The organism is Bradyrhizobium sp. HKCCYLRH1034 (assembly GCF_051168375.1).
GTDB lineage: Bacteria > Pseudomonadota > Alphaproteobacteria > Rhizobiales > Xanthobacteraceae > Bradyrhizobium.
This window is the reverse complement of record NZ_JBNPUW010000004.1, coordinates 410,469-422,582: the sequence shown is the minus strand read 5'-3', so window position 1 is coordinate 422,582 and position 12,114 is coordinate 410,469. Positions and strand designations below refer to the sequence as shown.

Here is a 12,114-nt window from a genome sequence, read left to right as displayed (position 1 = left end):
TGCCGCACCGCGAAGGATATGCTGGAGATCGCCTGACGCTCAGGTGCAGCGCGCCTTGAAATTTGCGGCGACAAGCTTCGCCATCACGTCGTTGAGATGCGCCTGGTCGCGCGTCTCGATCACCAGCTCCAGCAGGGTCGCCTTGGCCGGCAGGTCCGAGAACGTTCGCTGATGCGACACCTCGATGATGTTGGCGCCGGCATCGGCGAGCAGCGTCGACACGGCAGCGAGTTGTCCGGGACGATCGACGATGTCGATCGACAGCTGCGTCAGCCGCCCCTCGCGAGCGAGCTCGCGGGTGAGCACCGAGGCGATCAGTCGGGTATCGATGTTGCCGCCGCTCAGCACCAGGCCGACATTGCGGCCGGCAAACTGCGCGGGATGCGCGAGCACTGCGGCGAGACCGACGGCGCCGGCGCCTTCGACCACTGTCTTCTCGATCGAGATCAGCGTGGCGAGCGCACGCTCGATCTGCGGCTCGTTGACCAGCAGGATATCGTCGACGAGATGGCGGATAATCTCGGTCGTGATCCGGCCCGGCGATTTCACCGCGATGCCCTCGGCGAGCGTGTCGCCGCGCATCGGCAGCTGACTGCTGCGGATGGCGTTGTACATCGACGGATAGAGTTCGGCCTGAACGCCGACGATGCGCAAGCCCGGCTTGATTGCGCGCGCCGCGACCGCCATGCCGGAGATCAGCCCGCCGCCGCCGATCGGCACCACGAGCGTATCGAGCTCGGGGACCACCGCGAGCATCTCCAGCGCCACCGTGCCCTGCCCTGCGATGATCAGTGGATCGTCGTAAGGATGGATCATGGTCATGCCGTGCGCCGCGCCGTGCTCCCTGGCGAACGCGCCCGCCTCCTCCAAGGTGGCGCCGGAAATCACGACCTCGGCGCCGTGCCGCTTGGTGTTCTCCACCTTCACCATCGGCGTGCCCACCGGCATCACGATGGTCGCGGGAATGCCGAGACGCCGCGCGTTATACGCGACGCCCTGCGCGTGGTTGCCGGCCGACATCGCGATCACGCCGCGTTCGCGCTGCTCGGCGGACAGCGCATTCAGCCGGTTCAGCGCGCCGCGCTCCTTGAACGACGACGTGAACTGCAGGTTCTCGAATTTCAGCCAGACGTTGCAGCCGCAGATCTCGCCGAGCGTCCGGCTCTGGTTGCAGGCCGTCGCGAGCACGGCGCCACCGATGGTCTCGGCGGCGGCCCGCACATCGTTGGCGGTGACGGGCAGCGCGTTCAGATCAGTGGCGGTCATGGGTCTGCCCATTCCTCAGCGTGCGTCATTGCACGCGATGCCGGCGGCGCGCCGACCTCGCATGATGTTGCCGATCGTGCCGGCGCGTCTGCGGCCGGACGATCCAGATCGGTCTCAGCTCCCGAGATCGGGCAGTCCGAGCATCAGCCGCATGTTCTGCACGGCCGCGCCCGAGGCGCCCTTGCCGAGATTGTCGAGCCGCGCCACCAGCACCGCCTGGTGATGCTGGTCGCTGGCGAAGACGTAGAGCTCGAGCTTGTTCGTCTCGTTCAGCGCCTCCGGCTCGAGCCGGCCGCTCTTGGCCGCCGCGCCATCGAGCGGCATCACCGAGACGTATTTGCTGCCGGCATAATGCTTCGTCAGGGCCGCCTGCAGGTCCGAGCCTGACGGCTTGCCCGGCAGTGTGTCGAGTTGCAGCGGCACGGAGACCAGCATGCCCTGCCGGTAGTTGCCGACGGAGGGAATGAAGATCGGCCGCCGGGTCAGCCGCGAATAGAGCTGCAGCTCAGGCAGATGCTTGTGCTCGAGGCCGAGACCGTACAGCTCGAAGTTCGGCGCGGTGCCATTCTCAAAGGCCGCGATCATCGTCTTGCCGCCGCCGGAATAGCCGCTCACCGCGTTCACCGTGACCGGATAGTCCTGCGGCATCAGTCGGGCATCGACCAGCGGCCGCAGCAGCGCGATGCCGCCGGTGGGATAACAGCCGGGATTGGAGACCTTGCGCGCATTCCGGATCTTGTCGGCCTGGTCGGCGGCGAGCTCGGGAAAGCCATAGGCCCAGTCCGGCGCGACCCGGTATGCGGTCGACGCGTCCAGCACCTTCGGCGCAGAGCTGCCCATGCCGTCGATCAGCGCCACCGTCTCCTTGGCCGCATCGTCCGGCAGGCAAAGGATGACGAGATCGACCTCGGCCATCAGCGCCCGCTTGGCCGCCGGATCCTTGCGCTTGTCCTCGGCGATCGTCTTCACGACGATGTCCGGCTGGTGCCGGAGACGCTCGGCGATTCCCAGGCCGGTCGTTCCCGAGCCGCCGTCGACGAACACGGCGCGTGTCGCAGTCCCGGAGGCGGCGTGAGCTTTCGGCACGTTGCTGTCGATCACGGTCATGACACGCTCCTTAGGTCTGGGTTTCGCCGGCAAAGGCCTGGGGCCGCGCCTGCCGCATGAGAGAGGAAATCTGTTGCGAGCCAATGTCGGGCTGCTCGCCGAGCCTCGTCGCGATCGTCGCGTAGTCGGCCTCGGATTTGTGCTGGTTGAGCTTGAAGCTGCCTTCGACCTGATCGATCGTCATGACGATGCCCACAATCGCCTTGCGCATCGCCTCGAGGCGTCCCGCCGTCATCTTGTCCGAGGTCCAGGGCTTCTTCGGCAGCAGCCGCTGCTCGAACTTCGCACTGACCTCATCCGTCTGCCGCGCGAGCTCGGCCTCCGACAAGATCCGCGCCGTACCGGTCAGATGCACGGCCTGATAGAGCCAGGTCGGCACCTGGTCGGGCGACACATACCAATCGGCGGAGACGTAAGCATCGGCGCCGCTGACGGCCAACAGCCAGGGCGTCGTACCGTCGGCGATCCTTGCCAGCGGATTGCCGCGCGCGACATGGAAGAACGCCTGCGGCGTACCATCGTTCAAGGCGCCCAGGTGAAACGGCACCGGTGACGCGATCGGCTTTGTGCCGTCCCACGCGCAGACCATGCCGAAGCCGCGCGCGTCAGCGAAGCCGAGGCTCGCGGCGCGATCGGGCTTGAAGGGCGGTGGCGTGTACATCGGAAACTCCTGCTGGACGAAGGAGCCGCCTGGTCAATCGCGCTGCAAGGAGAAAGTCTGCCGCGGGATCGGATCCGGCGGCAGGGGCTGTGATCTAGACGCAGATCATCGCCCGTACCGCGGAGGTACGACGGCGCATTTCGGCGATCATGTGGGTCGCTGCGTTGATCATGGGGGCAGGCCTATAAGGCTGCCGGGTTCCTGCGTCAAGCTCGCAAGTCGGCCGGCGCGTTCAGGGCTGGCGTCAGACCGCATGCCACAGCCATTCCATGATGCGCCCGATGATGTCGCCGAACAGCAGCAGCACCGCCGACCACACCAGCGCCGACACGAAGTTGGCGATCTGGAACACCATGTAGGGCATCTCGAAAATGCCCGCCGCCAGCGGCACCGATGCGCGCAACGGGCCAAAGAACCGGCCGATGAAGATGCTCGGCACGCCCCAATCGCGCACGAAGGCCTCGCCGCGCGGCAGCAGCTCCGGGTAGCGCGACAGCGGCCACATCTGGGCGACGCGGTCCTTGTAGCGGTAGCCGAACCAGTAGGAGACCCAGTCGCCGAGCGCGGCGCCGATGCCCCCGGCCAGCCATATCGGCCAGAAGCTGATCCCGGTGGCGCCGATCAGGGCGCCGATCGCGACCAGGGCGCCCCAGGCGGGAATCAGGAGCGAGACGAAGGCCAGGGACTCGCCAAAGGCAAGCAGCAGGACGATCGGAGCAGCCCAGGCCTGATGGTCGCGCACGAAGTCGGCAACCGCGCGGCCAAAATCTTCCATCTGCTCGACGCCTTTCTGCTCCGCGGCGCTTAAGTGCTTGAAGGCCTTCGCGGTTCCATGGCGCAGACTGGTACGCCACCGAACCCGCCCACTTCAAGTCACAACAACCGGCTGAACCGCGTGAACAGCGGCGATCCGGCGTTCGGAACCGGCCAAGACGTGGCAGGCCGGTGAACGTCGTTGTTTCCCGGGGTCATTGTTTTATGCCGGTCCATGGCATAGTCAGGCCCAACGATTCGTTCCATCTTGCGCACACGCAACATCAGATTCCATGGGTAAGCCGTTGAAATCAGCTGCAAAAGCCAAGGCCAAGGGCGTCACGGACCCGTTGGCGGCGTTCGCCGCCAAGGGCAAGGCTCCGGCCAAGCCAGCCGCCCGCTCGGCGAGTGCCGAGGGCGATTACACTGCCCGTGACATCGAGGTCCTCGAGGGCCTGGAGCCGGTGCGGCGCCGCCCCGGCATGTATATCGGCGGCACCGACGAAAAGGCGCTGCACCACCTGTTTGCCGAGGTCATCGACAACTCGATGGACGAGGCGCTGGCCGGCCACGCCACCTTCATCGAGGTCGAGCTCGACGCCGAAGGCTTCCTCACCGTGACCGACAACGGCCGCGGCATTCCTATCGATCCCCATCCCAAGTTTCCGAAGAAGTCGGCGCTCGAAATCATCATGTGCACGCTGCACGCGGGCGGCAAGTTCGACTCCAAGGTCTACGAGACCTCGGGCGGCCTGCACGGCGTCGGCATCTCCGTGGTGAACGCGCTGTCGACCCGGCTCGAGGTCGAGGTCGCTCGCAACCAGAAGCTCTACCGCATGGTGTTCGAACGCGGACATCCCAAGGGCAAGCTCGAGGAGGTCGGCAAGGTCGCCAACCGGCGCGGCACACGGGTGCGTTTCCAACCCGACCCGACCATCTTCGGCGCCAAGGCGACGTTCAAGCCGCAGCGCCTGTTCAAGATGGCGCGCTCGAAAGCCTATCTGTTCGGCGGCGTCGAGATCCGCTGGAAGTGCGATCCGTCGCTGCTGAAGGGCATCGAGGACGTCCAGGCCGAGGCGACGTTCCATTTCCCCGGCGGTCTGAAGGACTACCTGGCCGCAGCGATCCATGCCGACACGCTGGTCCATCCGGATATCTTCGCCGGCAAGTCGGGCCGCACCGGTGGCCATGGCGGCTGCGAATGGGCGGTCGCCTGGACCGCCGATGCCGACGGCTTCCTGTCCTCCTACTGCAACACGATTCCGACGCCGGACGGCGGCACGCACGAATCCGGCATCCGCAGCGCGCTTCTGCGCGGCCTGAAGGACCACGCCGAGCGCGTCGGCCAGGGCAAGCGATCCGCCAACATCACCTCCGAGGACATCATGGCGGGCGCCGCCATCATGCTCTCGGTGTTCGTGCGCGAGCCGGAATTCCAGGGCCAGACCAAGGACCGCCTCGCCACGGCAGAGGCCCAGCGCATCGTCGAGCAGGCCGTCAAGGACCCGTTCGACCACTGGCTGTCCGGCAATCCGGTGCAGGCCAACCGGCTGCTCGATTTCGTCATCGAGCGCGCCGAGGAACGCATCCGCCGCCGGCAGGAGAAGGAGACGGCGCGCAAGACCGCGACCAAGAAGCTGCGCCTGCCCGGCAAGCTCGCCGACTGCACCGACGCCGGCACCGAAGGCTCCGAGCTGTTCATCGTCGAGGGCGATTCGGCCGGCGGCAGCGCCAAGCAGGCGCGCGACCGCAAGAAGCAGGCGGTGCTGCCGCTGCGCGGCAAGATCCTCAACGTCGCCTCCGCCGGCAAGGACAAGCTGACCGCCAACGCCCAGCTCGCCGATCTCGTGATGGCGATCGGCGCCGGCACCGGCACGTCGTATCGCGAGGAGGATCTGCGCTACCAGCGCATCATCATCATGACCGATGCCGACGTCGACGGCGCCCACATCGCCTCGCTGCTGATCACCTTCTTCTACCGGCAGATGCGGCCGCTGATCGACGAGGGGCATCTCTACCTCGCCGTGCCGCCGCTCTACCGGCTCACCCATGGCAGCAAGACGTTCTACGCGCGCGACGATGCCCATCGGGACGAGCTCCTGAAGCGCGAGTTCAATGCCAACGCCAAGGTCGAGATCGGCCGCTTCAAAGGTCTCGGCGAGATGATGCCGGCCCAGCTCAAGGAAACCACCATGGATCCGGCCAAGCGCACCCTGCTGCGCGTGGTTCTGCTGGCCGAGGATCGCGACGGCACCGCCGACTCGGTCGAGCGGCTGATGGGGACCAAGGCAGAGGCCCGCTTCGCCTTCATTTCGGAAAAGGCCGAATTCGCCAGCGACGAGCTGCTCGACGTCTAGCTTTTGACCCGATTTCACGCCTCGATTGCAGGTTCCATTGGCTCGCGCTAGCCTGCAATCGACCTTTCCAATCAGAGGGTTACGAGAATCCCGAGCATCCCGCAGCGCACTTTCCCCTCCGGTGTGCTCAACCTGCAACAGCTTTTGGGCACCAATCGGCTATAGTTCGGGCACATCTGGCGAGGGAATCGCCGCCGCAACCCGGCACCTGCGACACGACGATCTTGGGGAATTGAATATGAAAAAGCTTTTGCTTGCTGCCACTGCGCTGGTTGCGATCACGGGTGCCGCTTCGGCTGCTGATCTGGCAGCTCGCCCCTACGTGAAGGCTCCGATGATGCCGGTGGCGCCGAGCTGGACCGGCTTCTACATCTTCGGTGGTGCCGGCGGCGGCATCTGGGATGCCGACTCGCACACCAACTTCAACGGCGTGCCGGTGACGATCGATCAGCGCGTCGGTGGCGACGGCTGGTTCGGCACCGTCGGCGCGGGCTACGACTGGCAGTTCAATCCGTCCTGGGTCTTCGGCGTGTTCGCCGATGGTCAGTTCGGCAGCATGCGCGGCACCGTGCAGGATCAGATTGCGCCGGCCCTCACTGGCCGCATCAAGATGCAGGATGCCTGGGCCGCGGGCGCTCGCATTGGCTATTTGGTTGCTCCGAATGTCCTGTCGTACGTCAATGCCGGTTACTCCGGATCGCATTGGTCGGGCACTGGTCTGACCACCCTCACCGGTGCTGCCTCGGGCTTGCATACCGACTCGTTCAACCGGAACGGCTGGTTCGTCGGCGGCGGCGTCGAGAATAACCTGAACATCTTCGGCATCTCGGCGCCGGGCTGGTTCATGAAGACCGAATATCGCGCGGCCTATTACGACCGCAAGGATATTGCCGTCCGCTTCGATGGCACCAATGCTCTGAGCACGGACTCCGTCAGCTTCAAGCCGTGGGTGCAGACCATCAGCACCTCGCTGGTCTACCGCTTCAACTGGACCGGCCCGGTCGTCAAGTACTGAGCCGAACGCACTCGGTCTTTCAATAATTCTGCGAAAAGCCCCGGTTGATCCGGGGCTTTTTGTTTTTGGCTCGGATATTGGCGGCTGGAGCCGCTGGTCATCTGCCGCGCCGGCCGCTAGCCTCCTCGTCACAAAACTTCACAAAAAAGACGGCAGCAGCGTTTCCGATGCTGTGACGCGGTCGACGAGGGAGGACATGGTCATGCGGAAATTCCTGATGATCGGCGGCCTGCTTCTGCTCGCCATCGGCCTGCTCTGGGTCGGTCAGGGCACCGGGGTGGTGGCATGGCCGCGGACGAGCTTCATGATCAACCAGCTGCAATGGGCCGGCTATGGCGTCGGCATGGGTGCACTCGGCCTGGTGATGATCTGGCAGGGCACCTGCTGACGTCTGACAACAACGACATGGAGACACGACATGGCGGGCCGTTTCGACCTGAGTGGCAAGGTTGCGATCGTGACGGGAGGCAACGGCGGAATCGGCTTGGGGATGGCGCGCGGGCTTGCCGATGCCGGCGCCGACATTGCCGTGGTCGGCCGCAACGAAACCAAGTCACGGGCGGCGGTGGCTGATCTCGCCGGTCGCGGCGGCCGTGCCATCGCCGTCACGGCCGACGTCAGCAACAAGGACGACGTCACCGCCATGGTCGCGCGCGTGATCGGCGAGCTCGGTCGCATCGACATCCTCATCAACAATGCCGGCATGAGCATCCGCAAGCCGCCGCACGTGCTCGAGCTGGAGGAGTGGCAGCAGGTGATCGACACCAATCTCACCAGCGCGTTCCTGTGCTCGAAGGCCGCCTACCCGGCCCTCAAGGCGAACGGCGGCGGCAAGATCATCAACATCGGCTCGATGCTGTCGATCTTCGGCGCCAGCTTCGCGCCGGCCTATGCGGCCAGCAAGGGCGGCATCGTGCAGTACACGCGCGCCTGTGCCTGCGCCTGGGCGCCCGACAACATCCAGGTCAACGCGATCTTGCCGGGCTGGATCGACACCGACCTGACGCGCGCGGCGCGCAGCCAGATCGACGGCCTGCACGACCGCGTGCTGGCGCGCACGCCCGCGGCACGGTGGGGCGACATCGACGACTTCGCCGGCATCGCGACGTTCCTGAGCTCGCCGGCCTCGGACTTCGTCACCGGCACAGCCATTCCCGTCGATGGTGGCTATTCGATCATGGCCTAGCCGAGGTCTCAGCGTCGAAAGCTCTTGATTTCGGAGACGCTGCCGTCGCGATAGGTCAACTCCACCGAGACGAACTTCGTCGCTGGCGGCAGCTTCAAATAGGGCGTGGCGTTGGAGGGAATCGCAACGGGATCGCGCATGTCGCAGCCGGGCATGTTGAGGACCTTGTCCGGCACCGCCGTGTCGATGCCGATGCGGACCTCGCGGATGGCGCAGCGATACGACATCAGGTGCGTGTAGTAGACCAGGAGACCGTTGAACTCGCGGAACGACAGCCAGCTGGTCGCGGTCATGTCGAGGATCTTGCGCTGGTCACGCACCAGCGCGGCCTCCGGCTCGAAGCGGATCGGGAACGGTCCCTGCATCTCGCCGGATGCATCGACATAGCGGACCTGGATGGTGCCCGCGGGCGCATCCGCCGGCAGCTGGATCGAGGGATTGGGCATGCGCTTGCGCGTGCGCGGATCGAGCACGTCCATGAAGCCGGTCTCGCGAAACTCTCCTGCCTCACCCATGCGCCAGGAAATGCCGAGCGTCGGATCGGCGATCGAGAACGTGACGGTCCAGCCGCCATTGTGGCGCGAGAACATCGCAATCGGTGCGTTCAGGCTCTCGTTCGCCGGCGGAATGCGCGGCGCCGAGACGGGAGGCAGTGCCGCCAGCTTCTGCTGCGGCTCGGCCGGCTTGTCGGCTGCAGCCGGCCCCTTCGCCATGCCGTTGAGAAAGACATCGTCGACCATCTGGTCGAAATAGACCGGAATCTGCTTGTGCCGCACGGTCTCGGCGAGCTCGCTGACCAGCCGACGGGTGCGTTGCGCCACCTGCACCAGATTGACGCCGGGCTGCGTCAGCTCCTTGGCGAAGGTGCGCGTGAACACCGAGTTTGGATTGACGTCATCGTTGGAGAGCCGGTCTAGCGCGGTCTGGCGCGGACCGGCCGAGAACACTGAGAATACGCCTTCCGGCAACTGCGTCATCGGCGCCAGGCCACCCCCGCCCGCCACCGCGCGCGTGCCCGAGCGCTCGAACGGATTGTTGCGGCAGGCGTCGAACACCAGGATCGAGGTGCGCGCCTTCTTGTTCTGCAGCCGCTCGATGACGCGGTCCGCGAGGATCGAGGCGTCGCGTACCAGCTCTTCCTGGCCTTCGGTGGCCGCGGGCACGTCGGTCGGCAACAGGAAGTTCTGACCAGCAATTTCGAAGCCGTGACCGGCATAGAAGAAGAACGCAGTGTCGCCCGGCTCGACGGCGTTGTCGAACGCCAGCAGTGTCTGGCTGAACTGCTGGCGATTGAGATTCTCCGCGACCATGACATTGAAGCCGAGCTGCTTCAGCGTGTCGCCCATCGTCCGCGCGTCGTTGACGGCCTTCTGCAGCTTCGGCACGAAGCGGTAGTCGTTGTTGCCGATCACGAGCGCAACGCGCTTCTCGGCACGCGCGGCGGCCGGCGCCAGAACCACTGCCAGCATCGCCAGCCCGCACGCCAGCCACGTCCGCATCGATCTCATCGTTCGTCCCTGCCCTCATCGCGTGGGCTGCCGCCCTCGGATAGTCGACGGCACCGCGCCACCGGTTCATGCCCGGCGGCACACGCGGCTGCTCCCCTGCCGAACACACGCCGCAATTCCGTCGACAATTCGACCAGAGCGCTTTCCGCGACCGGCCGTAGGAAGCTTCGGAGCACCCGAATACGACAGATCGACGACAGGTTGCCTGCAAATAATGCAAAAACATTAAGCTTTTTCGGTACTTCGCTCCCCTCTTCCATTGACTTTGCAGAATTCGCCCCTATCTTCCGCAACAGCGCGGCCGGATCGCATCCGATTCCTGAGAGATTGACCGCGGGTCGGCGTTAGTCAGAAAACCCCCAGCTTCGTTAGAGCATGCCGTTTCGGGGTTGAGCGCGACCACAGCCTTTTACCCTCGATTCCTAACGGCGGCGTCGAATAGAGGCCCCGTCGCCTATCGGCGCGTGACATAGAGGCTCGATGTCTTTTTCCAATCTCGGCTTGTCCGACAAGGTGTTGGCTGCAGTTGCGGCCACTGGTTACACCACCCCGACCCCCATTCAGGAACAGGCGATTCCTCATGTGCTGGCGCGCCGCGACGTGCTCGGCATCGCCCAGACCGGCACCGGCAAGACCGCCGCTTTCGTCCTGCCGATGCTCACGATCCTCGAGAAGGGCCGCGCCCGCGCCCGAATGCCGCGCACCCTGATCCTGGAGCCGACCCGTGAGCTGGCCGCCCAGGTCAAAGAGAACTTCGATCGCTACGGCGCCGGACAGAAGCTCAACGTCGCCCTGTTGATCGGTGGCGTCTCCTTCGGCGACCAGGACGCCAAGCTGACTCGCGGGGTCGACGTGCTGATCGCCACGCCAGGCCGACTGCTCGATCATACGGAACGCGGCGGATTGCTGCTCACGGGCGTGGAACTCCTGGTCATCGACGAAGCCGACCGCATGCTCGACATGGGTTTCATCCCCGACATCGAGCGCATCTGCAAGCTCGTCCCCTTCACCCGCCAGACCCTGTTCTTCACCGCGACCATGCCGCCGGAAATCCGGCGCATCACCGAAACCTTCCTGCACAACCCGCAGAAGGTCGAGGTCTCCAAGCCGGCCACGACCGCCGTCACCGTGACCCAGTTGCAGGTCCCGTCCGGACGCGAGGCGCATCAGAAGCGCGAGGTGCTGCGCAGGCTGTTGCGGAACGCCAAGGATCTCAACAACGCGATCATCTTCTGCAACCGCAAGCGCGACGTCGCCATCGTTCACAAGTCGCTGCAGAAGCACGGCTTCAGTGTTGGCGCCCTGCACGGCGACATGGACCAGTCGGCCCGCACCGCTGCGCTCGATCAATTCCGCAAGGGCGAACTGCCCTTGCTCGTCGCCTCCGACGTCGCCGCACGCGGCCTCGACATTCCCGAAGTCAGCCACGTCTTCAATTTCGACGTGCCGCATCATTCCGACGACTACGTTCACCGCATTGGCCGTACCGGCCGCGCCGGACGGACCGGCACGGCAATCTCGATCGTGGCCCCGGCCGACCAGAAGTCGATGGTCGCCATCGAGAAGCTGATCGGACAGGGCATTCCGACGATCGAGGGTGACTACGAAGTGCAGGAGTCCTCGGGCGACGAGGATACGCGTGAGCGACGTCCGCGTGACGCCGCGCGTCGCGGCAGCCGCGGCAAGGCCCGGGAGCGCGATGCGGCCCCGCGCGAGCGTGATCCAGCCCCGCGGGAGCGCGAGCCGCGCGCGGCAGCTCCGCGCGCCGCACAGGCAAATTCTCCTCGGCCTGCGCCGAGCGCTCGCAAGGAACAGCCTCGCAACGAACAGCCTCGCAATGAAGCGCGGCGGCCGCGGCGCGACCACGACAACGAGCCCGCCGATCACTCACATCTCCCCGCCTTCCTGCTTCGCCCGGTGCGGGCACCGCTTCCCTGAGCGCGGGCACAAGATTCCGGGCTGCTCCCCCATGCGGTCGCCCGGAACATCAGCCGCTGCATTCGTAGACCTGACTTAAGTCGACAGCGCTGAGCTCTCGGCGAGGCGTGCGTCGACCGAACAGTTCCAGCCCGCGTCAGCAAGTTTCCAGCAGCATCCTATGTAGCTCATTGAACATATGAGCTGCCGTTCCCGTATCCACGGCGCGGCGCATCCGGGACTCTACGGCCGTATTTACCCCTGGTTCACAAACGTCCTTTAGCTTGGCCGGCATTGTTTATTTCATTGCTGTGACGACGACGGCGACGCGGGCGATTGGGGGG

Annotated in this window: 10 protein-coding genes; 5 read left to right on the top strand and 5 right to left on the bottom strand. The window is 65.4% G+C overall.

The window, feature by feature from the left end; translation table 11 throughout:
* Positions 1–39: 39 nt before the first annotated feature.
* The 4 genes from ACQR0W_RS12225 to ACQR0W_RS12210 form a co-directional block, all read right to left on the bottom strand.
* The gene (locus ACQR0W_RS12225; protein ID WP_315712136.1) at positions 40–1,266 is read right to left on the bottom strand and encodes a threonine ammonia-lyase; all 1,227 of its coding nucleotides are present in this window, start codon (positions 1,264–1,266) and stop codon (positions 40–42) included.
* 114 nt (positions 1,267–1,380) lie between these two features.
* Positions 1,381–2,373: an N-acetyl-gamma-glutamyl-phosphate reductase gene (gene argC / locus ACQR0W_RS12220; RefSeq protein ID WP_315712138.1), complete on the bottom strand. Its 993-nt coding sequence runs from the start codon at positions 2,371–2,373 to the stop codon at positions 1,381–1,383.
* 10 nt (positions 2,374–2,383) lie between these two features.
* Complete coding sequence (locus ACQR0W_RS12215; protein WP_315712139.1) at positions 2,384–3,034, bottom strand: FMN-binding negative transcriptional regulator; 651 nt, start codon at positions 3,032–3,034, stop codon at positions 2,384–2,386.
* A 244-nt stretch (positions 3,035–3,278) separates the two neighbouring features.
* Positions 3,279–3,809 carry a DedA family protein gene (locus ACQR0W_RS12210; protein WP_315712141.1) on the bottom strand — a complete coding sequence of 177 codons (531 nt, stop codon included), beginning with the start codon at positions 3,807–3,809 and terminating at the stop codon, positions 3,279–3,281.
* A gap of 271 nt (positions 3,810–4,080) precedes the next feature.
* Between ACQR0W_RS12210 and parE the strand changes: the two genes are divergently transcribed.
* The 4 genes from parE to ACQR0W_RS12190 all read left to right on the top strand — a co-directional run bounded on the left by parE (position 4,081) and on the right by ACQR0W_RS12190 (position 8,345).
* The gene (parE, locus tag ACQR0W_RS12205) at positions 4,081–6,144 is read left to right on the top strand and encodes a DNA topoisomerase IV subunit B (protein WP_315712143.1); all 2,064 of its coding nucleotides are present in this window, start codon (positions 4,081–4,083) and stop codon (positions 6,142–6,144) included.
* Positions 6,145–6,382: 238 nt separating this feature from the next.
* The gene (locus tag ACQR0W_RS12200; protein WP_315751666.1) at positions 6,383–7,159 is read left to right on the top strand and encodes an outer membrane protein; all 777 of its coding nucleotides are present in this window, start codon (positions 6,383–6,385) and stop codon (positions 7,157–7,159) included.
* A 202-nt stretch (positions 7,160–7,361) separates the two neighbouring features.
* Complete coding sequence (locus tag ACQR0W_RS12195; protein ID WP_315712631.1) at positions 7,362–7,547, top strand: hypothetical protein; 186 nt, start codon at positions 7,362–7,364, stop codon at positions 7,545–7,547.
* 30 nt (positions 7,548–7,577) lie between these two features.
* On the top strand, positions 7,578–8,345 hold the full coding sequence (locus ACQR0W_RS12190; protein WP_316186945.1) for an SDR family NAD(P)-dependent oxidoreductase: 768 nt from the start codon (positions 7,578–7,580) through the stop codon (positions 8,343–8,345).
* A gap of 8 nt (positions 8,346–8,353) precedes the next feature.
* On the opposite strand, the gene ACQR0W_RS12185 is transcribed toward ACQR0W_RS12190, so the two are convergent.
* Positions 8,354–9,853, bottom strand: a complete 1,500-nt coding sequence (locus ACQR0W_RS12185; RefSeq protein WP_410051228.1) for a caspase family protein — start codon at positions 9,851–9,853, stop codon at positions 8,354–8,356.
* A 480-nt stretch (positions 9,854–10,333) separates the two neighbouring features.
* Between ACQR0W_RS12185 and ACQR0W_RS12180 the strand changes: the two genes are divergently transcribed.
* Entirely contained in the window at positions 10,334–11,791 is a 1,458-nt protein-coding gene (locus ACQR0W_RS12180) for a DEAD/DEAH box helicase (RefSeq protein ID WP_315712146.1), read from the top strand.
* The last annotated feature ends 323 nt before the right edge of the window (positions 11,792–12,114 follow it).